Here is a 21,046-nt window from a genome sequence, read left to right on the forward strand (position 1 = left end):
CTCTCGGCCGGGCACACGGCGGCGGGCACTCCCGGACGGGGGTGCCCGCCGCCGTGTGTTCAGCTCTCCGTCGAGGGACGCACCTCGGCGAACCGGGCACGGGCCGGCTCCGCTCCCGGCGGAGCCCAGAGCGCGGTGACCTCGCCGTGCAGCGGTCCCGCGTCGCCCTTGGCCTCCTCCGCGTCGCCCCTCAGCGCCCGGACCACCCGCAGGGTCCAGCTTCCCGGCCCGGCGGGATCCGTCAGCAGGACGTCGGTGCCGTACATCCCGCTCCGCACGGCCTCGACGACCGCTCCCTCGGGGATGTCGTCCCCCATGAACCGGCTGTGCACGGTCGGGTCGGGGGTGTCCGACTCGCTCTGCGCCTGCGGTTCGGCGCGGCCGTGGAGCAGCGCGAGGAGCCGGTCGGTCAGCACGGTGTCGTGGGCCCCGTCGTACACCCAGCGCGTGCCCAGCACCCCGTGTTCGCTGGTGCCGATCAGGGCGGCCCCCGCGCCATCGAGCGGGGCTCCCCGATAGGTGACGGGCACGTGGTACGGCACCGGGCGGCCCGCCGAGACATCGGTGACCACCATGAACTCGAGGCCCACCTCGCCCGCCGGGTCGTCGAGCCGGAAGCCGCCGGCCTTCGCCAGTTCGGGGGAGCCGCCACCCGCGTACCAGGGCTGGGACGGCAGCCAGGCGGCGAGCAGGTCGAGCTTGCCCGGGTTCATGGTGGTGCGGTGGATGAAAGCCATGGTCTCTCTTCGTCCGTGGGTGGTCCGATCGGGCCGCGCGGGTCCGCCCGCCCGGCCGGGGCTCCCCCATGATCACCCGTGCCGCCCGTTCGTTCGCGGGGACGGCACGTGTCGGCGCGCGGCTCCCTCAGACCCGCGCCCAGGACCGGAGGCGCGGGGTCCGTGCGGCGCGCCGGGGCGGGGTGGCCGCCGGAGCCGGCGGGTCGGTGCGGCGGGCGTGCTCAGCCGCGCGCAGCTCGTGCGAGATACGGCGCTCCCGGGCGAACCCGACGAGGGCGGGGAGCAGGACGAGGGCGGCGAGGACGGTGACGCCGAGGACGTTCAGGAGTGTGTTCATGGCTCCACTCTGGCCGCCGGCAACCCGTCCCGGCAGTGGCAGGACCGTCACCGACCCTCGAATTACTGCCACACTCCTGGCACACTGCCCTCATGCTGAAGAACGTCGCCGCCCTGCTGCTGGACGAGGTCCACCCCTTCGAACTCGGCGTCCTGTGCGAGGTGTTCGGCCTCGACCGCAGCGACGAGGGACTGCCGGTGCACGATTTCGCGGTGGTGTCGGCGGAGGGCCCGTCGCTGCGCACCCACGCCGGGTTCACGCTCAGCACCCCGCACGGCCTCGAACGGCTGGAGGAGGCCGACCTCATCGCCGTACCGGCCGGCAGCCACTTCGTCGCCCGGGAGTACCCGGACGAGGTCCTGGACGCGCTGCGCCGGGCGATGGACCGCGGCGCGCGGGTGCTGAGCGTCTGCTCCGGCGCGTTCGCCCTCGGAGCGGCGGGGCTGCTGGACGGCCGCCGCTGCACCACGCACTGGCGGCACTCCGACGAACTGGCCCGGCGCTATCCGCTGGCCCGGGTGGAGCCGGACGTGCTCTACGTCGACGAGGGCCAGGTGATCACCTCGGCCGGCACGGCGGCCGGTATCGACGCCTGTCTGCATCTGGTGCGCCAGGAGTACGGCCAGGACGTCGCCAACGTCATCGCCCGCCGGATGGTGGTCCCCCCGCACCGGGACGGCGGCCAGGCGCAGTACGTGAAGCGTCCGCTGCCTCGCACCGGTTGCGACACGGTCGGGGACACCCTGGCGTGGATGGAGAACCACCTCGACCGGGAGATGACCGTCGACCAGCTCGCGGCCCTCGCCCACATGTCGCCCCGCACCTATGCGCGCCGCTTCCAGCAGGAGACGGGCACCACCCCCTACCGCTGGCTGCTGCGGCAGCGGGTGCTGCTGGCCCAGCATCTGCTGGAGACCTCGGACGAGACGATGGAGGCGATCGCCGGGCGGACCGGCTTCGGCAACGCGGCGGCCCTGCGGCACCAGTTCGTACGCTCGCTGGGTACGACCCCGAACGCCTACCGGCGCACCTTCCGGGGCCCGTCCGAGGTGCCGGAGATGGCCTGAGGACGGGTGCACGGACCCCGCGGCGGTGGCCGCCGCGGGGTCCGTGCGCACGTGTGGGGACGTGGCGGTCAGATGCCGCAGCTGGAGGCCGACCAGAAGTGGTTCGGCCCCTGGTTGACGTGTACGTGGTCGCCGTGGTCGGGGTAGCCCGGGCCGAGGATTCCGTTGAAGCCGTGATTGCGGGCCTGGAGCGCCATGGTGCACAGCGAGTGCGACCCGGCCCCGAGGTCGACCGCGTCGCCGTAGAGATGGCGGCTGCCCGAGGCGCCGCCCACCGCCGAGTTGCAGGGGGTGGACCGGAAACCGCTGGTGACGCGGATCGGCTGGTCGCCCAGCGCGTGCCGCAGTGCCTCCAGCTTCCACATGCTGGAGAGGGCGTTGGCCTTCGCCGTCCCGGCCGCGACCGCCCCGCCCGCCCAGGTGCTGTTGCAGGTGTTCAGCTCCGGGTACGTGAAGTGGATCGGGGTGCAGTCGTCGTCCTGGAGCGCGTAGATCTTGGCCTGGGTGGCCGGTCCGGCGATTCCGTCGGCGGTGAGGCCGTACGCGGCCTGGAAGCGCTTGACGGCGGCGGTGGTGGCGGGGCCGTACGAGCCGTCGATGGCGAGCACCGAGTTGTACCCGGGGTATCCGGCCACCCGGATCTGGAGCTGGGTGACGTCGTTGCCGGTGGCGCCGGAGGACAGGGTGCGGGTGAAGGTGTAACAGCCGTCCGCGTGGGCGGTTCCGGCCGTGAGTACGGCCCCGCCCCACGCGAGTGAGATGGTCATGACAAATCCGAGCAGGACACGCGCGGTGCGCCTGAGCATGTGGGGTGCTCCCTCTCGCGGCGGAATGTGGCTCGCGGCCGCATGTGACTCGCGGCGCGATGTGGGAACGAGCCTGTCGCAGCAGTCGACGCGCGTCAACTCCCCCTGGAAAAAGCCTGATTGAAGACTCAGCCACCCGAAGGGGGCCCGGCCGCAGAAGTGTTCTCCGGCAGCCGGGCCTCCTCACCGTCGACGCGCGGTCCGTGATCAGCCGTTGGCGACGACCTCGTAGCGCGGGGTGCCCTCGGCCATCTGCTTCAGCGCGTCCTTGCGGTCCCGCTTCGACAGCCGGTCGATGTAGAGGTAGCCGTAGAGGTGGTCCGTCTCGTGCTGGAGGCAGCGCGCGAAGTATCCGGTGCCCCGCACCCTGATCGGGTTGCCCTGGGCGTCCCGGCCGCTCACCACGGCGTAGTCCGGGCGGGCCAGCTCGGCGTAGGCGGTCGGGACCGACAGGCAGCCCTCGTTGGAGTCGTCCAGCACCCGGGCCTCCGGAGGCAGCTCCTCCAGGACCGGGTTGACGACGACACCCACGTGCCGCACCCCGTCGTCGTCCGGGCAGTCGTAGACGAAGACCTTCTGGTCCACGCCGATCTGGTTCGCGGCCAGGCCCACGCCCTCGGCGGTCCGCTGGCTGGCGAACATGTCGTCGATCAGCCGCGCCAGCTCGTCACCGAACTCCGTGACGTCCTGGCACTCCCTGTGCAGGACCGGGTTGCCCACGACCGTGATCGGACGGGAGGTCCCACGCTCGCGGTACGCCGCCTCACGCTCCTCGCAGTCCTCCGTGTCCACGACGAAACCCTCGTCGTCCACGCCGATCCGCTCGTCCGTCTCCTGCTGCGACATGTCCGCCGTACGCCTTCCTGCAAACCGTGAACCTTGGAAACCCGAGTCCGGGCAGATCCGCACCGCGCAATCGGTGCCGGTACAGCCTACGGCGAGACCGGGACAGGGAGCACGGTCAGCAGACCTCTTCGAGATCCCGCCATTCGCGGCTGTCCGGGCTGTCGGCGACCCAGCCGTCCAGCAGCCCCCGCACCAGCCCGGCCGGGGCGGCGAGCCCGCACTCGCGTTCGGGGGCCCAGAGGCCGCCCGCCGTGCGGTGCCCCAGCGGGCCGGGGTGACCGGGCTCACTGTGGTCGTGCGGGTCGAGGTGCTCGCCGTCGCCCTCGTCGCTCTCCATCCGGCTCTCCGAACAGGACCGGCAGAGCAGCCGCACCGACGAGGACCAGTCCTCGGCGGCGTACCCGGCGTCCGAGGCGAGCTTCTCCAGCGCGTCCCGGTCCTCCTCGGTGGCCGCCTCCAGCAGCACCACCCAGGTCGGCACCGGGGAGGGCGCCCACAGCTCGATCTCGTCGAAGACCGGGTACGAGGGACCGGCCGCGGTCACCCGCTCCCCGTTGGGCACCCCGTCGTGCAGCACGACCTCGCCCCAGCGGCGCCCGGAGGACGGCAGCGGGATCGACAGCACCTCGATCCGGGCCGGGTCGAGCCGGCGCCCCCAGACCACCTCGGCCTCGCCCTCCGGCGACAGCCGCACCGCGGCGCTGCCCAGCTCCATGCCGGTCGGCTCGGTGGTGGCGGCGGCGCCCTGCGCCCCGGTGCCGGGCACCTTCAGCCCGTACGCCTGCCAGGCACGGCGGGCCAGCGGCCAGTCCTGCAGCGCGGTCGCCGCGATGCCGACATTCCACCAGTCCGGCGCGCCGGACTCGCGGTCCAGCAGCGCGACGGCCCGCAGTCCCGCAGACCGCGCCTGCTCCCAGTCGTGCCGGAACTTGTGCAGCAGCGCCAGGTTGAACCAGGACTCGGAGAGCCAGGGTTCCAGGTCAGCCGCGCGCGTCAGCAGCGCCCCCGCGTCCTCGTACCGGCCGTCGCCGATCAGCGTGAACGCGCGGTCCGTGGCCTGTCGCCACGAGGCGGACGGCCGATGCCGTGCCTTCCCGAAGATCCTCACGATTCCCGCCTGTCCCGAATGGACACCCTCTTCTTTCGCATCCAACCATGCCCGGCCGGACGCCCGCTCATTACCCATGGGTTACCCCGTCCGTACCCGGGGCGGACCGCCCCGCGCCAGGACCGCGGCCAGTGCCTCGACCACCTGCGGCTGGTAGTCGTGGCCGGTGCCGATGCGCAGCTGCTCCAGAGCCTCCAGAGCCCCTCCCACGCCTTCCCCGCGCAGATCCTCGTACGCGTTGACGGCACGGACGATCCGCGCGGTGAGCGGCTGCTCGCGGTACGGGTCCGCCTGCCGTTCCACCACCACCGCGACCTTCGCGTCCACCCCGGTCTGCCGCACCACGGCCCCGCCCAGCAGCGCGATCCGGCGCTGCTCGGCGGCGGGCAGCCGGGCGGTGGCCCCGTCCGCCAGCGGGTCGACGAGGGAGAGCTGGCCGATGTCGTGCATCAGCGCCGCGTACTCCAGCACGGTCAGCTCGCCGCCCGCCAGCCCCATCTCGCGCCCGACCGCCGTGCAGAGCTCGGCGACCCGGCGGGCGTGGCCGTGCGGGGTGTACCCGGCGATCTCGGTCGCGCGGGCCAGCGAGGCGATGGTCTGCCGGTAGGTCGCGCGGACCGCCGCGTACCGGCGGAAGGAGACCTGGGTGAGAAGGAGCGGGACGCACACCACGGGCAGCGCCCACAGCCCGGCGACCGCCACCCCGAGCGCCATCACCGCACCGGTCGCGCCGACCGCCGAGCCGATGCCGGGCAGGCCGCAGAGCTCGTCGCGCAGGTGCGAGCCGTAGGGGTAGCGGGTCCGCGCCGCCTCCACGAACGCGGCGAGCACCGCGTCGCACAGCGCCGTCAGCCCCAGCAGCCCGACCAGGAAGGCGGCGTACGCGGGCCCCTCCCCCAGCGCACCGGTGAACTGTTCGGCGTAGCGCAACGGCTGGAAGCAGACGGCGGCGAAGGCGACGGTCAGCACCCGGCGGGCCGCCCGGTCGAGCTCGGGGGCGCCGCCGCGTACTGCGCCGTACGTCGAAAGCAGCGCCGTCCGCCCGGAGGGCGGGACGGGCGGGGCCTTCGGCACACGGCCCAGCAGCGGCACGGCGGCGAGGAGCTGGGCCCCGACGACGACGGTGATCACCTGGAGCACCCCCTGCCCCGTCGGCACCCCGGCACTGCGCCCGAGCAGGGCGTACGCGAGCGCGGCGGCGGCACCGAGCGGCGCGGGTTCCCGCTCGCCGGGCACCCGTCCCCGCGCACCCTGGCCGTGCCGGACCAGGGACGCCAGCTCTCCGAGGGTGACGAGCGCGCCGAAGGCGAGAGCGTGGCCGGGTTCGGCGAACCCGGACCGGAGGGTGTGGATCACGGCGACGAGCGTCAGCGCCAGGGCGGCGAGGTGCAGCGCGCGGACGGCGGGCGGCGATCCGCCGCCGGGGAAACCGGAGGAACCGGAGGAACCGGAGGAACCGGAGAAACCGGAGAAGCCGGAGAAGCCGGAGAAGCCGGAGAAGCCGGAGAAGCCGGTCACCGTTCGCTCCGTCCGTCGCCCTCGGCGGTCCGGCCGGCGCCCGCCGCTCCCCCGGCGGCCGGTGCCTGCCCGCGCGGGGGCGGCAGGGTGGCCTCGTCCGAGGTCACGGCGACCGTCGCCGCGGACCAGCCGTACCGGTCCACGGCACGCACCAGGGCCCGCACCATCCGGGGGTCGAACTGGCTGCCCGCGCAGCGGAGCAGCTCCTCCACGGCGGCCTCCACCGGACGCCCGCGCCGGTAGGAGCGGTTGGACGTCATGGCGTCGAAGGCGTCGGCGACCGCGACCACCCGGGCGAACTCGGGGATGCGGGCCCCCCGGAGCCCGTGCGGGTAGCCGGTTCCGTCCAGCCGTTCGTGGTGGTGGAGGATCGCCGCCCTGGCCTCGTCGAGGAAGTCGATGCCCCGCACGATCTCGTGGCCGTACTCGGGGTGCAGTTCGATGACCCGCCGTTCCTCCGGGGTGAGCGGCCCGTCCTTGCGGAGCACCCGGGTCGGTACGCCGAGCTTGCCGACGTCGTGCAGGATGCCGGCGAAGCGGAGGGCCTCCACCCGCTCGGGCGCCATGCCGATCTCGCGGGCGATGAGGACGGACGCACGGCCGACGCGCTCGCTGTGGCCGCGCGTGTAGGTGTCCTTGATGTCGACGGCCTGCACGAGGGCGCGGATGGTGGCCCGGTGCGCGGCGTGCTCCCGGTGGTACTGGGCGAAGACCCAGCAGGAGATGTACATCGGCAGCAGGACGAAGAGTGAGGAGAGCGGGCCGTACGGGCCGCGCCACAGCACGGCCGTCATCAGCCCGGCGAGCGCGTGCACGAGGTGCGGCCCGGTCGAGGAGGCGAACAGCCCGTGCCAGGCTCTTCTGACGGAGAGGTGTTCGGCCGGTACCCGGATGGCTCCGTCGAGCAGGGCGAGGACGAAGGTGAAGGCGAGGGCGGCGGCGCAGGCGGGCAGCAGCACGTACGGGAAGTCCGGCGCGGCACCCCGCTGCCCGCCCGGGCCGTGCGGACCGCCCAGCGCGCCCGCGCCGGCGAACGCCCCGTAGACCGAGGAGGCGGCCCAGACGGTGACCGCGAGCTGCGCGGCCCGCCAGATCCGGCGTGCGGCGGCCGGCCGGTGCTCGACCCGGCCGGCCAGCGCTCCGGGTACGGCGACGAGCGCGGCGGCCGAGGGCGGCAGCAGGAAGGCGGCCGCGAACAGGAACGGGAAGAACGATCCCGCCCGGACGGGCAGCCGCTCGCCGAAGAAGGCGCAGCGGCCGGGGAGTTCGCCCGCCAGGTACACAGCGGCCAGCAGGCCGAGCGTGTGCCAGGCCACCGGCGCCCCACCGCTCCCGGCGCGCTCCGGTCCGGTCCAGGGGACCTGGGTGAGTACGGGGCCGAGGCAGCCCAGGGCGCAGACAGCCACGGCCGCGATGAACACGCGTGCCGCGACCGGTGTTCTCCTCATGCCTGCACCCGCCCCCGCGTGGTCGATGGAGGCGTCACGCTAGCGAGTGGACGGTTTCGCAGGTGGCGCAACCATCCTGATTAGCGCGTTCGGGTGACGCGGCCGGGGCCGTGCCGAGGGAACCCCGCCGCCGCACGCCGACGAGCGACGGCCCGGAAGGCCGCGCGCGACGGCAGGCAACGGCACGGGGCGGCACGCGTGACGGCCCGGAACGACGCGCCGGGGCCCGGAACGCGCGGGAGGCGCACCGCGTCCCGCGCGGTGCGCCTCCCGGGCGTCGTTCTCTTCGTTCCGCTATTCGGCGGTGGCCGCCGGACGGCCCGTGTCGCCCAGCGACACGTCCTGGTCCGGCACGGCCTGGCCGGAGCGGATCAGATCGATCCGTCCCATCACCTTCGAGCGCAGGTCGGTCGGGACGTCGTCCTGACCGCAGCAGCGCTTGACCAGCTTCTTCACGGCCTGCTCCAGGCCGTACTTCTCCAGGCACGGGGAGCACTCACCGAAGTGCGTCTCGAACTTGGTGCAGTCGCCCTCGGGCATCTCGTGGTCGAGGAACTCGTAGAGATGGTCGAGAACCTCTGAGCAGTCCGTCTCGTGCGGCTCTCCGCAGCTCATGAGGCCGAGCCTTTCCGATCGTCCGACTCACCGGCGCCGGCGGGAACCAGCCCGCGCTCGCGGGCGTAGTCCTCCAGCATGCCGCGCAGCTGGCGGCGTCCGCGGTGCAGTCGGGACATCACCGTACCGATGGGAGTCCCCATGATGTCCGCGATCTCCTTGTAGGCAAAGCCCTCGACGTCCGCGAGGTAGACCGCTATGCGGAATTCCTCGGGGATCGCCTGGAGCGCCGACTTCACGTCGGAGTCCGGGAGGTGGTCGAGTGCCTGGGACTCGGCCGATCGCAGTCCGGTCGACATGTGCGACTCGGCCCGCGCCAGCTGCCAGTCCTCGATCTCCTCGGCGGCGCTTCGCTGGGGCTCACGCTGCTTCTTGCGGTACGAGTTGATGAAGGTGTTGGTGAGGATGCGGTACATCCACGCCTTGAGGTTGGTGCCCTCGCGGAACTGGTGGAAGGAGCCGTACGCCTTCGCGTAGGTCTCCTGGACCAGGTCCTCGGCGTCCGCGGGGTTGCGCGTCATGCGCAGCGCCGCGGAGTACATCTGGTCGAGAAAGACGAGCGCGTCCCGCTCGAAACGTGCGTTCCGCTCGTCCGTCGTCTCCTCCGGGCGGCCGTCGTCGGTCCCTGTGTCGTTACCAGTGACCGGACCCACCTCCTCCAAAGCTGTTGCGAGGCCAAAACCGGACCCGCTCGCCTCGGAGAATAGTCGACCTTGGTTCCGCGCGTGCGGTCGATCGCTTCCGCCCGGCGCGCGCTCGGGAGTGACCTTCGGTGCGTGGAGCACCGTCCACTCCAGATCCGCGCCGTTCGAGCGACGCGGGCAGATGGTCGAACCCATGCGACGGACTCCCTCTCCACAACCAGAAGACGTGTGCCGGTGTACCGGAAGTGCCCGTGTACCGGGCGCCTCGGCGTACCCGGCGCCGATGTACCGAACAACAGCGGCCCCTCGGCGCGCATTCCCCACGCCCGTGGGGCCTCGGCGGCCTGTGACAGGGACCACTGCCGACAGGGCCGGCCGGCTCAGGCGGGGAGCCGGCCGAGCCAGCCGGTGGCGGCGCCGGTCAGGATCTCCATCGCCTGGGCCTCCGTCAGGCCGGAGCGTCGGGGCACCGCGAAGCCGTGGTCGCCGTGCGGGACCTCGGCCATCTCGTACGTACCGGCGGGGAATTCGGCGGGGCGGCCGAAGGGGTCGTTGCCGCCCTGCACCACCAGGGTGGGGACGCCGGTACCCAGCAGCTCGTCGGCGCGGGACTTCTCCGGCCTGCCCGGCGGGTGCAGCGGGAAGCTGAGCGCCAGGACGGCGTGGGCGCCGAGCTCGCCTGCCGTACGGCAGGCGACCCGCGCCCCGGCGCTCCGCCCGCCCGCGACGACCAGCAGGCCGGGGGCGGCCAGCTCGGGCCAGACGGCCCGCCAGCCGGTGTCCAGGGTCTTCGGGGCCGGGGCCACCTTCTTGCCCGCGACCCGCCAGGGCTGCTCCACCAGGGCGACACTCACCCCGTGTCCGGGTGCGGCGGCGGCCAGGGCGGCCAGGTCCCGCGCCTCGATGCCGCCGCCGGCGCCGTGGCCGAGGGCCAGGACCAGCCGGGCGCCGGGCGCCGGGAACCAGGTGATCCGGGCCTCCCCCGCGGGGGTGGGGACGGTGACGGGCGACCCGCCCCGGACGTCTCGCTCGCTGCTCATGGACCCCATCCTGCCGGTGCCCGGCCCGCCGTCAGAACAGCGTGGCCTCCTCGGGCGCGGCCAGCTCCTCCTGGAGTTCCGGGCCGTTGTTGCGGACGTTGCTGACGGCGGTGGCGACGGGGTAGGCGCGCATCAGTCCGCCCTCGGGCGGGGCGGTCAGCGCGCGCAGCTCCTCGCTGTCGGTGCGCGCGGGGTCGAGCCAGGCGTCCCAGCGGTCGGGCGTCAGCATCAGGGGCATCCGGGGGTGGATGTCGGCGAGCGCGGCCGGGCCCTCGGCGGGGGCGACGGCGAGCGGGGTGGTCTCGGCCTCGGTGGTGATCACGGAGCAGGTCGCCCACCACGCCTGCGGGTGGTCGGGCGGGAGGGTGGCGTCGCGCCAGAACTCGTAGAGCCCGGCCATCGCGAAGACGGCTCCGTCGGCGGGGGTCACGAAGTACGGCTGCTTGCGGGGCCGCTTCTTCTTCCCCTCCTCCTCCAGCTGCCGCTCGTCGGCGCCGGTCATCCACTCGTAGTAGCCGTCGGCGGGGAGGATGCAGCGGCGCTGGAGGAAGGCCTTGCGGAAGGAGGGCTTCTCGTGGACGGTCTCGGCGCGGGCGTTGATCATCCGCGCGGCACCCTCCGGCGTCTTGGACCAGGAGGGTACGAGGCCCCACTTGAGGGTACGGAGCTGGCGAACCGGACGGCGGTCCGCCGCGTCCTTCAGGGGACGCTCCAGTACGGCGTAGACCTCCTTGGTCGGCGCCACGTTCCAGTCGGGCTCCAGGGTCTCGTCCGGGTCCCACCGCTCCACCTGGAAGAGTCCGGTCAGGTCCTCGGGCCGCCGGCTCGCCGCATAACGTCCGCACATGTCTGCCAGCCTGCCACGAAACCCCGCCCCCGCCGCAAGGAGTCCCAGCCGCAATGGACAGCAACGAACTGGGCGCCCTGTGGGACCGGGTGTTCGGCACCCAGCCCGCGCCGGAGCAGTGGCTGGTGGTCGTGACCGCGACCGCCGCGCTCGTCGCCGTCGTGCCGGGCGCGCTGTGGCGGCTGACCCGCAACTCGATCACCATCGCGCACGAGGGCGGCCACGGGCTGATCGCCCTGCTCACCGGGCGGCAGCTCTCCGGTATCCGGCTGCACTCGGACACCAGCGGGCTGACCGTCAGCCGGGGGAAGCCGACCGGCATCGGCATGATCCTCACCGCCGCCGCCGGCTACACCGCGCCCTCGCTGCTCGGCCTCGGCGGCGCCTGGCTGCTGACCAACGGCCGCATCACGCTGCTGCTGTGGCTGGCCACCGCGCTGCTCGCGGTGATGCTGGTGATGATCCGCAATCTGTACGGGGCGCTGACCGTGATCTTCACGGGCTCCCTCTTCCTGCTGGTCTCCTGGCTGACCTCGGCCGCCGTGCAGTCGGCGTTCGCGTACGCGGTGGTCTGGTTCCTGCTGATGGGCGGGGTCCGGCCGGTCTTCGAGCTCCAGTCCAAGCGGCGGCACGGCGGCGCTCCCGACTCCGACGCCGACCAGCTGGCCCGGCTGACGGACGCCCCGGCCTGGCTCTGGCTGTTCCTCTTCCACGCGGTGTCGCTCTGCTCACTCATCGGCGGCGGACGCTGGCTGCTGGGTGTCTGACCGGCGTGTGCGCAGCGCCGGGCCAGGTCCGGTCGGCGAGCGTTTGCCGGACCGGCCCTCAGGGCCTCTCGTACGGCCCTGTGCCCCTCGCGCCCGGCACGGGCCGGACGAGAGGCCCTAAAGTGAGGGCATGACCGAAAGTCCCGTGCACCCCGCCCTCTGGCCCGCCCCCCACGCGAGCGGCCCCGTCGACGCGACCGTCACCGTGCCCGGTTCCAAGTCGGTCACCAACCGCGCTCTGGTCCTGGCCGCCCTCGCCGCCGAGCCCGGCTGGCTCCGCCGGCCGCTGCGTTCGCGCGACACCCTGCTCATGGCCCAGGCGCTGCGCGCGATGGGCGTCGGCATCGAGGAGACGGTGTCGTCGAGCTCGGCGGCCACCGGCGGACCGGACGTCACCGGCGAGGCGTGGCGGGTGATCCCGGCCGGCCTGCACGGTCCGGTCACCGTCGACGTCGGCAACGCCGGTACGGTCATGCGCTTCCTGCCCCCGGTCGCCACGCTCGCGGACGGCCCGGTCCACTTCGACGGCGACCCGCGTTCCTACGAGCGTCCGCTGCACGGCGTCATCGACGCGCTGCGCGCGCTCGGCGCCCGGATCGAGGACGGCGGGCGCGGCTCGCTCCCGCTGACGGTGCACGGCGCGGGTGCGCTGGAGGGCGGGCCGGTACGCATCGACGCCTCCGCCTCCTCGCAGTTCGTCTCCGCGCTGCTGCTCTCCGCCCCCCGGTTCAACCAGGGCGTGGATGTACGGCACGTGGGTGCGTCGCTGCCGTCGATGCCGCACATCCGGATGACGGTGGAGATGCTGCGCGCGGTCGGTGCCCAGGTGGACGAGCCCGAGACGGGCGGCGAGCCGGACGTCTGGCGGGTCTCCCCCTCCGCGCTGCTCGGCCGCGACCTGACCGTCGAACCCGACCTCTCCAACGCCCAGCCGTTCCTGGCCGCCGCCCTGGTGACCGGCGGGCGCGTGACCGTACGCGACTGGCCGGAGCGCACCACGCAGCCCGGGGACGCGCTGCGCGAGCTGTTCACGGCTATGGGCGGTTCCTGCGAGCTGACTCCGCAGGGCCTCACCTTCACGGGTTCGGGGCGCGTCCACGGCATCGACGCGGACCTGAGCGAGGTCGGGGAGCTGACGCCGGGCATCGCGGCCGTCGCGGCGCTCGCCGACTCCCCGTCCACGCTGCGCGGGGTCGCCCATCTGCGGCTGCACGAGACGGACCGGCTGGCGGCCCTCACCAAGGAGATCAACGAGCTCGGCGGCGACGTCACCGAGACGGCGGACGGGCTGCACATCCGGCCGCGCCCGCTGCGCGGCGGGGTGGTCCACACCTATGACGACCACCGGATGGCGACGGCGGGCGCGATCATCGGCCTGGTGGTCCCCGGGGTGGAGATCGAGAACGTGGGGACGACCGCGAAGACCCTGCCGGACTTCCCGGACATGTGGACCGGCATGCTCGGTGCCGGGGCCTAGGGGATGCGCCGCTACGGAAAAAACCCCGACGAGGACGACATCCGCGTCCGTCCGAACCGCAAGGGCAACCGCCCCCGCACCCACACCCGGCCCAAGCACGAGGACGCCGAGGACGGCATGGTCCTCACGGTCGACCGGGGCCGGCTGACCTGCCTCGTCGAGGGGCGGACGGTCGTCGCGATGAAAGCCCGCGAGCTGGGCCGCAAGGCCGCCGTGGTCGGCGACACCGTGTCGATCGTCGGAGACCTCTCCGGCGACAAGGACACCCTGGCGCGGATCGTCCGCATCGGCGAGCGCCGCTCGGTGCTGCGGCGCACGGCCGACGACGACGACCCGTTCGAACGGGTGGTGGTGGCCAACGCCGACCAGCTCGCCATCGTCACGGCGCTCGCCGACCCGGAGCCGCGCCCGCGCATGATCGACCGGTGCCTCGTCGCCGCGTACGACGGCGGGCTGACCCCGCTCCTGGTACTCACCAAGTCCGACCTGGCGTCCCCGGACAAGCTCCTGGAGGCGTACACCCCGCTGGGCGTGCCGTTCATCGTCACCAACCGGGACGAGCTGGCGAACGGCGACGCCGCCGACCGGGTGCGCGAGCAGCTGAACGGAAAAATCACCGCCTTCGTCGGGCACTCCGGCGTCGGCAAGACCACGTTGGTCAACGCCCTGGTGCCGGAGGACCGGCGGCGTACGACGGGTCACGTCAACGCGGTCACCGGGCGGGGCCGGCACACCACCACGTCCGCGCTGGCGCTGCCGCTGCCCGACGGCTTGGGATGGGTCGTCGACACCCCGGGCGTGCGCTCGTTCGGGCTGCATCACATCGACCCGTCCCGGGTGATCAACGCGTTCCCCGACCTCCAGCCCGGCACCGAGGACTGCCCGCGCGGCTGCACCCACGACGACAACGCGCCGGAGTGCGCGCTCGACGCGTGGGTGGCCGACGGACACGCCGACCCGGCGCGGCTCTACTCGCTGCGCCGGCTGCTGGCGACGCGCGAACGGCGCGAGGGCGACTGAGCCCCCGGTCCGCCGGGGAGCGCCGCCGCGACTCGCGCCCGTTTGCGACCGTGCGACGGTGGTGGGGGCATAATCGCAGCGAGCAGGCGGACCGGTCACCGAGGCGGAGGACGACGGACGATGGCGTGGCTGCTGGTCGTGGTCGCAGGACTGCTGGAGACCGGCTTCGCCGTGTGTCTGAAGCTCTCGCACGGTTTCACCCGGCTCTGGCCGACGATCGCGTTCGCCTCGTTCGCGCTCGCGAGTTTCGGCCTGCTGACCCTCTCGCTGCGAAAGCTCGACGTGGGCCCCGCCTACGCGGTGTGGACCGGCATCGGGGCCGCCGGTACGGCGATCTACGGCATGGTCTTCCTGGACGACGTGGTGTCCGTCCTGAAGCTCGTCTCGATCTCGCTGGTGATCATCGGCGTGATCGGCCTCCAGCTCTCCGGCTCCGCCCACTGACCGCTGCCGAAGACCCTGCTCCGTCCGGGTGGCGCCGGGCCGTGTGGCCCCGCGCGGACCCGGCTGGATACTGTGACGCCATGTCCGACTACCACGATGACCTGCGTCTCGCCCACGTACTGGCGGACGCCGCCGACGCGGCGACGATGGACCGGTTCAAGGCCCTCGACCTCAAGGTGGAGACCAAACCGGACATGACTCCGGTGAGTGAGGCCGACACGGCCACCGAGGAGCTGATCCGGGGTCACCTGCACCGGGCCCGCCCGCGCGACGCGATCCTGGGCGAGGAGTACGGGCTGGAGGGCACCGGTCCCCGGCGCTGGGTGATCGACCCGATCGACGGCACCAAGAACTACGTGCGCGGGGTACCGGTCTGGGCGACCCTGATCTCGCTGATGGAGGCCGGCGAGGACGGTTTCCGGCCGGTGGTCGGCGTGGTCTCCGCGCCCGCGCTCAACCGGCGCTGGTGGGCGGCGGAGGGTTCCGGCGCGTTCTCGGGCCGCAGCCTCACCGCCGCGACCCGGCTCCAGGTCTCGCGGGTCGGACAGATCGCGGACGCCTCCTTCGCGTACTCCTCGCTGACCGGCTGGGAGGAGCAGGGGCGGCTGGACGGCTTCCTCGACCTGTCGCGGGCCTGCTGGCGGACGCGGGGATACGGCGACTTCTGGTCGTACATGATGGTCGCCGAGGGCGCCGTGGACATGTGCGCGGAGCCCGAGCTCTCGCTCTGGGACATGGCGGCCACCGCGATCGTGGTCCAGGAGGCCGGCGGCAGCTTCACCGGCCTGGACGGCGTCCCCGGTCCGGGCGGCGGCGACGCGGCCGCGTCGAACGGCCTGCTCCACGACGAACTGCTGGGCTACCTCAACCAGCGCTACTGACGGCCGCACCGCCGGGGCCGGGGGTGCGGACCCGAACGGCGGAGCGCCCGGGGCGCCCGGGGGCCGCGGGGCATGCGCGCGCACGCCCTGCGGCGGCTCCCCGTACCTCTTGTCGGGCCGCGAGCGGGGTGCCATCCTGAAACCCCCGCTTGTGAACTTGTGAATCGGCTCACGTTCCGGCCGGTCCACCGAGGAGGTGCCCCCGTCATGCTGGTCCGAGACGCCATGACCACCGTGGTGCTCACCATCGGCCCCACCCACACACTCCGCCAGGCAGCCGCGCTGATGTCGGCCCGCCGCGTCGGGGCCGCCGTCGTCCACGACCCGGACACCTGCGGGTTCGGCATCATCACCGAACGAGACGTCCTCGACGCGGTCGGACTCGGCCAGGACCCCGACCGGGAGGCCGTGGCCGGCCACACCACCACGGACGTGGTCTTCGCCGCTCCCACCTGGACCCTGGAGGAGGCCGCCCAGGCCATGACGCACGGCGGGTTCCGGCACCTGATCGTGCTGAACGACGACGGCCCGGTCGGGCTGGTGTCGGTCCGCGACATCATCCGCTGCTGGGCCCCGGTGCGCCGCCACCCCGTCGAGCTGGCCGGCTGACCCTCCCGGCGCGCCCGGCGGCGGCACCAGGACGGGCCGGACACCCCTGCGTGGTGTCCGGCCCGTCTCCGCGTGCGCGAGGCGACGTGACCGCTGGTCAGGCGCGCAGGGCCTGGACCGCGTCCTCCAGCCGCTTGCCGAAGTCGCCGTCGGCCCGGCGGAAGTTGTTCACCGCGCGCTCCGCGATCCCGTCGCGCGAGACCTTGGCGATGAACTGGGCGAGGTTGTCGATCAGCCGCGTCTTCTCGTCCTCCGAGAGCAGCCGGTAGAGGTTGCCCGCCTGCACGAAGTCGTCGTCCTCGGCGTGGACCGGCGCCTCGTGGTTGCCGGTGGCGCCGTCGACCGGGACGGGCTGCCAGAGCGGCCGGCCGGTCTGGGCGGGGCCGCCGAAGCTGTTCGGCTCGTAGTTCTTCGAACCGGCGTGGCGGCCGTCGTAGAGGTAGCCGTCGCGGCTGTTGGTCCGCGCCTCGGTGGCGTGCGGGCGGTTCACCGGCAGGTGGTCGGCGTTGATGCCGACGCGGTAGCGGTGGGCGTCGCCGTACGCGAAGAGGCGGCCCTGGAGCATCTTGTCCGGGGACGGGCCGATGCCGGGCACGAAGTGCGCGGGACTGAAGATGGACTGCTCCACCTCGGCGAAGATGTTCTCCGGGTTGCGGTTGAGTTCCAGCTTGCCGATCTCGACCGGCGGGTAGTCCTCGTGCGGCCACACCTTGGTGAGGTCGAACGGGTTGAAGCGGTAGGTCGCCGCGTCCGCCGCGGGCATGATCTGCACCTGCACGGTCCAGGACGGGAAGTCGCCGCGCTCGATCGCCTCGCGCAGGTCCCGCTGGTGGCTGTCGGGGTCGACGCCGGAGAGGCGGTTGGCCTCCTCGGTGGTGAGGTTCCTGATGCCCTGGTCGGTCTTGAAGTGGTACTTGACCCAGAAGACCTCACCGGCCTCGTTGTTCCACTGGTAGGTGTGCGAGCCGTACCCGTTCATGTGGCGCAGCGTGGCCGGTATCCCGCGGTCGCCGAAGAGCCAGGTGACCTGGTGGGTCGACTCGGGCGACAGGCCCCAGAAGTCCCAGACGTTGTCCGCCTCCTGCGAACCGGTGTACGGGTCGCGCTTCTGGGTGTGGATGAAGTCGGGGAACTTGATGGCGTCCCTGATGAAGAACACCGGGGTGTTGTTGCCGACGAGGTCGTAGTTGCCCTCTTCGGTGTAGAACTTCAGCGCGAAGCCGCGGGGGTCGCGCACGGCGTCGGCGGAGCCGAGGTTCCCGGCGACGGTCGAGAAGCGGAGGAAGGTCTCCGTCTCCTTGCCGACCTCGGAGAGGAACGCGGCGCGCGTCCACCGCGAGACGTCACGGGTCAGCGTGAAGGTGCCGTACGCACCGGCACCGCGGGCGTGCACCACGCGCTCCGGGATGCGCTCCCGGTTGAAGTGGGCGAGCTTCTCCAGCAGCGCCTGGTCCTGCACCAGGACCGGACCGCCGATGCCCGCCGTCTCGCTGTTCTGGTTGTCGGCGACCGGCGCTCCGGCCTCGGTGGTGAGCGGTCCCTGCGTCACGTGCGCCTCCTGCGTGATGTGCGCCGCCCGCCCGCCGTCTCCCGGCGGCACGCACGGCCGTTCCCTCGGCTTCTGCCGGATTCGATCCTACGATGGACTTTGTCCAAGTCAAGTGAACATCCAAAGTCACACCAGTTCGGGACTCGCTCCCGCTCACTGTTACGCTGATGTCATGAGTGACCTGCTGGAACGACTCCGTGCACGCGGCTGGCGCATGACGGCGCAGCGCCGCGTGGTCGCCGAGGTCCTCGACGGCGACCACGTGCACCTGACCGCCGACGAGGTGCACGCGAGGGCCGTGGACCGGTTGCCCGAGATCTCCCGGGCGACCGTCTACAACACCCTGGGCGAGATGGTGTCGCTCGGCGAGGTGCTGGAGGTCTCCACGGACCGTCGCGCCAAGCGGTACGACCCGAACGCCCGCCGCCCGCACCACCACCTGGTCTGCGCGGGCTGCGGAGCGATCCGCGACGTACACCCGGCCGGCAATCCGCTGGCCGACCTGCCGGCCGAGGAGCGCTTCGGCTTCACGGTGTCGGGCGTCGAGGTGACGTACCGCGGCCTCTGCCCGAACTGCGCGGCGACGACCGCCTGATCCACCCGCTACGGCCGGCCGGGGTTCCTCACCGGTCGGCCGTAGCGGCGTGTCCGCACACACCTACGCGGACACGACGAAGGCCCGGATCCAGTGGATCCGGGCCTTCGTCATTCAGTAGCGGGGACAGGATTTGAACCTGCGACCTCTGGGTTATGAGCCCAGCGAGCTACCGAGCTGCTCCACCCCGCGCCGTTGAATGCAACATTACGTCACCCGCTCGGCCGTGGCAAATCCATTCAGCAGGGGTGACCGCCGGGGCACGCGGCGCGTCCCGGCGGGCGTCCGCTCACGCCGTGAGCTCCTGGTGCAGCGCCTCCCGGAGGCGGGCGGCGCGCTCCGCGACCTCTGCGGGTCCCAGCTCGACCGCGCGGGCGCACCAGCGCTGCCCCTCGGTGAGCTCGCCCCGGCGGGCGGCGAGCAGCGCGAGGCGGAGCGCCGCCCGGCCGTGGCCGTCGTTGGCGGCGCGGCTCCACCAGAGGGCCGCCTCACGCTCGCTGCCCTCGCGGGCCAGCAGCAGCCCGAGGTTGAAGGCGCCGTTGCGGCTGCCCGCCTCGGCGGCCTCGCGGTACCAGCGGGCGGCGCTCTCCACGTCGCCGCGGGCGGCGCAGAGCATGCCGACCCGGACCTGGGCGCGGCGGTGGCCCTGCTCGGCGGCGCGCTCGTACCACTCCTCGCACTCGGTCTTCTCCGGCATCGGCTCGCCGAGCACCGGCGTCGCTCGCGGCGGGCGGCGCGCGTCGAGGACCCCGGCCAGCCGGAAGGCAGCCTCGGCGCTGCCCCCGCCGGCCGCGGTACGCAGATGGCGTTCGGCCTCCTGGTCCTCACCCCGGCGCAGCAGCGCCATGGCGACCTGGAGTGCCGCGTCGGTGTGTCCGGCGGCTGCCGCGCGCTTGTACCAGCCCAGCGCCGCGTGGTCCTCGTCCCGGCCCGCGTGCAGGATGCCGAGGTTGAAGGCGGCGTCCACGCTGCCCGCCTCGGCAGCCTTGGAGAACCAGGGTTCGGCGCCGGTCGCGTCCCCGGCCTGGAGGAGCAGCACGGCGAGCGCGTTGGACGCCTCGCGGTGGCCCGCGTAGGCGGCCCGGCGGTACCACTGCTCGGCCTGCGGGGTGCGGTCCTGGGCGGCGCAGAGCAGCCCGAGGTTGTACGCCCCGTTCACGTCGCCCGCGTCCAGGGCGGCCCGGTACCACCGCTCGGCGGTCTGCGGCTCGCCCCGGTCGGCGTGCAGGGCGCCCAGCGCGTTGGCGGCGTTGCCGTCCCCCTCCTGGGCGGCGCGCAGCCACCACACAGCGGCGCTCTCCACGTCGCCGACGTCACGGAGCAGGAAGGCGAGGGCGCACGCCGCGCGCGCCTCTCCGGCCCGTGCGGAGGTGAGGTACCAGCGGCCGGCCTCCTTGAGCTCGCCGCGCCGCTCCAGGATGGCGCCGAGGTGCAGCGCGGCGCGGCGGTGCCCGCGGGCCGCGGCCTGCCGGTACCACTGCTCGGCCTCGCCGACGCGCCCCTCGGCGGGGCCCGCGACCGGGCCGTCGCCGGCGGCACCGACGGCGTTCGCCGGGGGCTCGACGGGCACCCTCCCGAGCCCGAAGGCCTGGTGCGGGTCCTCGACGGCGTTGCGCTCGATGGTCCGGGCCAGGCGGTACGCGGCCTCCCGGTGCCCCTGCTCGGCGGCGGCGCGCAGCCAGCGCTCGGCGCCCACGTCGCTGCGGTGCTCCAGCAGATCGGCGAGGGCATAGGCACCCAGCGCGTGGCCCTGTTCGGCGGACTGGCGCAGCCAGTACTCGGCGCCCGGCTCGTCGCCCCGCTCGCGCAGGTGCCGGCCGAGCGCGTGCGCGGCGGAGGCGGATCCGGCGACGGCCGCGATGCGCCACCAGCCGGCCGCCTCGTCCGGGTAGCCGCGCTGGTGAAGCAGGACGCCGAGGTTGTTGGCGGCGGCCCGGTCGCCGTCGGCGGTGGCCCCGCGCAGATAGGGCTCGGCGGCGTCGAGTTCGCCCCGGCGCAGCAGCAGCGCGCCGACGACGCTCATCGAAGCGGTGTCGCCCGCGTCGGCGGCGCGCCGGTGGCGCTCCTCGGCTTCGGCCGACTCGGCGGTCTCCGTGGACTCGGCCGGATCGACGGTGCCGATCGCTCCGGCGGTGTCCCCGGCGTCGGTGATGTCGGCCGCGCCCGAGGCCCCGGCGGCGTCCGTGATTCCTGGCGTGACGGTGACCCCCGTCGTCTCGGTGGCCCCGGTGGTGAAGTCGTCACTGTCCACGGCCTGCTCGGCGTCCCCCGCCGCCCCGGCGGTGACCACGGCCGACGCCGCGGCCGACGCCCCCTTGGGGCCCCGTGTCCGCCGTTGCACAAACCGCCCTGTCTCCAACAGAGTTGCCCTGTCCCCCATAAATACCATCGTCGCACCACCTGTAACCCGCGTACACCTGGTATATCGCGGACAGTGAGGTCACTTCAGCGTTTTGTCGACATGCCCACAGAGAGACAAGTCAAACACGACCCCTGGCAACTGGTGCCCCGCGAACCGCGCTTCACGCCCACTCTCCACGAAGGCGACACGACATGACGAAGGCCCGGATCCAGTGGATCCGGGCCTTCGTCTTTCAGTAGCGGGGACAGGATTTGAACCTGCGACCTCTGGGTTATGAGCCCAGCGAGCTACCGAGCTGCTCCACCCCGCGTCGTTGTGTTCAAACAGTA

At 73.1% G+C, this 21,046-nt stretch carries 21 protein-coding genes and 2 tRNA genes; 8 read left to right on the forward strand and 15 right to left on the reverse strand.

Annotation, left to right across the window (positions count from 1 at the left end; translation table 11 throughout):
* Window positions 1-59: 59 nt before the first annotated feature.
* Together ACFZAX_RS21075 and ACFZAX_RS21080 are read right to left on the reverse strand one after the other, a co-directional pair.
* Complete coding sequence (locus ACFZAX_RS21075; RefSeq protein ID WP_390963365.1) at window positions 60-737, reverse strand: 1,4-alpha-glucan branching protein; 678 nt, start codon at window positions 735-737, stop codon at window positions 60-62.
* 127 nt (window positions 738-864) lie between these two features.
* Complete coding sequence (locus ACFZAX_RS21080; RefSeq protein WP_390963366.1) at window positions 865-1,074, reverse strand: hypothetical protein; 210 nt, start codon at window positions 1,072-1,074, stop codon at window positions 865-867.
* A 92-nt stretch (window positions 1,075-1,166) separates the two neighbouring features.
* Between ACFZAX_RS21080 and ACFZAX_RS21085 the strand changes: the two genes are divergently transcribed.
* A complete protein-coding gene (locus ACFZAX_RS21085; protein ID WP_390963367.1) occupies window positions 1,167-2,141 on the forward strand; it encodes a helix-turn-helix domain-containing protein in 975 nt (324 codons plus the stop codon).
* 68 nt (window positions 2,142-2,209) lie between these two features.
* On the opposite strand, the gene ACFZAX_RS21090 is transcribed toward ACFZAX_RS21085, so the two are convergent.
* From ACFZAX_RS21090 to ACFZAX_RS21130, 9 genes are all read right to left on the reverse strand, one after another.
* Window positions 2,210-2,947 (reverse strand): D-Ala-D-Ala carboxypeptidase family metallohydrolase, encoded by a 738-nt coding sequence (locus ACFZAX_RS21090; RefSeq protein WP_390963368.1) that lies wholly within the window; start codon window positions 2,945-2,947, stop codon window positions 2,210-2,212.
* Between the two features lie 207 nt (window positions 2,948-3,154).
* On the reverse strand, window positions 3,155-3,793 hold the full coding sequence (gene def / locus ACFZAX_RS21095) for a peptide deformylase (RefSeq protein ID WP_390963369.1): 639 nt from the start codon (window positions 3,791-3,793) through the stop codon (window positions 3,155-3,157).
* 115 nt (window positions 3,794-3,908) lie between these two features.
* Window positions 3,909-4,901 carry a tetratricopeptide repeat protein gene (locus ACFZAX_RS21100; protein ID WP_390963370.1) on the reverse strand — a complete coding sequence of 331 codons (993 nt, stop codon included), beginning with the start codon at window positions 4,899-4,901 and terminating at the stop codon, window positions 3,909-3,911.
* A gap of 81 nt (window positions 4,902-4,982) precedes the next feature.
* Entirely contained in the window at window positions 4,983-6,293 is a 1,311-nt protein-coding gene (locus tag ACFZAX_RS21105) for an HD-GYP domain-containing protein (RefSeq protein ID WP_390963625.1), read from the reverse strand.
* A 122-nt stretch (window positions 6,294-6,415) separates the two neighbouring features.
* Entirely contained in the window at window positions 6,416-7,867 is a 1,452-nt protein-coding gene (locus tag ACFZAX_RS21110) for an HD domain-containing phosphohydrolase (protein ID WP_390963371.1), read from the reverse strand.
* A 294-nt stretch (window positions 7,868-8,161) separates the two neighbouring features.
* Entirely contained in the window at window positions 8,162-8,482 is a 321-nt protein-coding gene (gene rsrA / locus ACFZAX_RS21115) for a mycothiol system anti-sigma-R factor (protein ID WP_266708917.1), read from the reverse strand.
* Entirely contained in the window at window positions 8,479-9,135 is a 657-nt protein-coding gene (locus ACFZAX_RS21120; RefSeq protein ID WP_266708915.1) for a sigma-70 family RNA polymerase sigma factor, read from the reverse strand. The genes rsrA and ACFZAX_RS21120 overlap by 4 nt, the downstream gene beginning before the upstream one ends.
* A gap of 371 nt (window positions 9,136-9,506) precedes the next feature.
* Window positions 9,507-10,166, reverse strand: coding sequence for an alpha/beta family hydrolase (locus ACFZAX_RS21125; protein WP_390963372.1), 660 nt, complete (start codon window positions 10,164-10,166; stop codon window positions 9,507-9,509).
* 31 nt (window positions 10,167-10,197) lie between these two features.
* Window positions 10,198-11,013, reverse strand: a complete 816-nt coding sequence (locus ACFZAX_RS21130) for an SOS response-associated peptidase family protein (RefSeq protein WP_390963373.1) — start codon at window positions 11,011-11,013, stop codon at window positions 10,198-10,200.
* 53 nt (window positions 11,014-11,066) lie between these two features.
* Here ACFZAX_RS21130 and ACFZAX_RS21135 point away from each other — a divergent pair, with 53 nt between their 5' ends.
* From ACFZAX_RS21135 to ACFZAX_RS21160, 6 genes are all read left to right on the forward strand, one after another.
* Window positions 11,067-11,780, forward strand: coding sequence for a M50 family metallopeptidase (locus tag ACFZAX_RS21135; protein WP_390963375.1), 714 nt, complete (start codon window positions 11,067-11,069; stop codon window positions 11,778-11,780).
* 130 nt (window positions 11,781-11,910) lie between these two features.
* Window positions 11,911-13,257 carry a 3-phosphoshikimate 1-carboxyvinyltransferase gene (aroA, locus tag ACFZAX_RS21140; RefSeq protein WP_390963376.1) on the forward strand — a complete coding sequence of 449 codons (1,347 nt, stop codon included), beginning with the start codon at window positions 11,911-11,913 and terminating at the stop codon, window positions 13,255-13,257.
* A 3-nt stretch (window positions 13,258-13,260) separates the two neighbouring features.
* Window positions 13,261-14,277, forward strand: coding sequence for a ribosome small subunit-dependent GTPase A (gene rsgA, locus ACFZAX_RS21145; protein WP_390963377.1), 1,017 nt, complete (start codon window positions 13,261-13,263; stop codon window positions 14,275-14,277).
* Window positions 14,278-14,397: 120 nt separating this feature from the next.
* On the forward strand, window positions 14,398-14,721 hold the full coding sequence (locus ACFZAX_RS21150; RefSeq protein WP_390963379.1) for an SMR family transporter: 324 nt from the start codon (window positions 14,398-14,400) through the stop codon (window positions 14,719-14,721).
* Between the two features lie 80 nt (window positions 14,722-14,801).
* Entirely contained in the window at window positions 14,802-15,602 is an 801-nt protein-coding gene (gene hisN, locus ACFZAX_RS21155) for a histidinol-phosphatase (RefSeq protein ID WP_390963381.1), read from the forward strand.
* A gap of 207 nt (window positions 15,603-15,809) precedes the next feature.
* Window positions 15,810-16,211 (forward strand): CBS domain-containing protein, encoded by a 402-nt coding sequence (locus ACFZAX_RS21160; RefSeq protein ID WP_390963383.1) that lies wholly within the window; start codon window positions 15,810-15,812, stop codon window positions 16,209-16,211.
* Between the two features lie 97 nt (window positions 16,212-16,308).
* On the opposite strand, the gene ACFZAX_RS21165 is transcribed toward ACFZAX_RS21160, so the two are convergent.
* Window positions 16,309-17,778, reverse strand: coding sequence for a catalase (locus ACFZAX_RS21165; protein ID WP_390963626.1), 1,470 nt, complete (start codon window positions 17,776-17,778; stop codon window positions 16,309-16,311).
* A 154-nt stretch (window positions 17,779-17,932) separates the two neighbouring features.
* On the opposite strand from ACFZAX_RS21165, the gene ACFZAX_RS21170 reads away from it, so the two are divergent.
* Complete coding sequence (locus tag ACFZAX_RS21170; protein ID WP_390963384.1) at window positions 17,933-18,355, forward strand: transcriptional repressor; 423 nt, start codon at window positions 17,933-17,935, stop codon at window positions 18,353-18,355.
* A gap of 118 nt (window positions 18,356-18,473) precedes the next feature.
* Here ACFZAX_RS21170 and ACFZAX_RS21175 read toward each other — a convergent pair.
* The 3 genes from ACFZAX_RS21175 to ACFZAX_RS21185 all read right to left on the reverse strand — a co-directional run bounded on the left by ACFZAX_RS21175 (window position 18,474) and on the right by ACFZAX_RS21185 (window position 21,027).
* Window positions 18,474-18,547, reverse strand: a tRNA-Met gene (locus tag ACFZAX_RS21175).
* Between the two features lie 97 nt (window positions 18,548-18,644).
* Entirely contained in the window at window positions 18,645-20,744 is a 2,100-nt protein-coding gene (locus ACFZAX_RS21180) for a tetratricopeptide repeat protein (protein WP_390963385.1), read from the reverse strand.
* A 209-nt stretch (window positions 20,745-20,953) separates the two neighbouring features.
* A tRNA-Met gene (locus ACFZAX_RS21185) sits at window positions 20,954-21,027 on the reverse strand.
* Window positions 21,028-21,046: the final 19 nt, after the last annotated feature.

Origin of the sequence: Streptomyces sp. NPDC008125, from assembly GCF_042957125.1 — a bacterium.
Classification (GTDB): Bacteria; Actinomycetota; Actinomycetes; order Streptomycetales; family Streptomycetaceae; genus Streptomyces.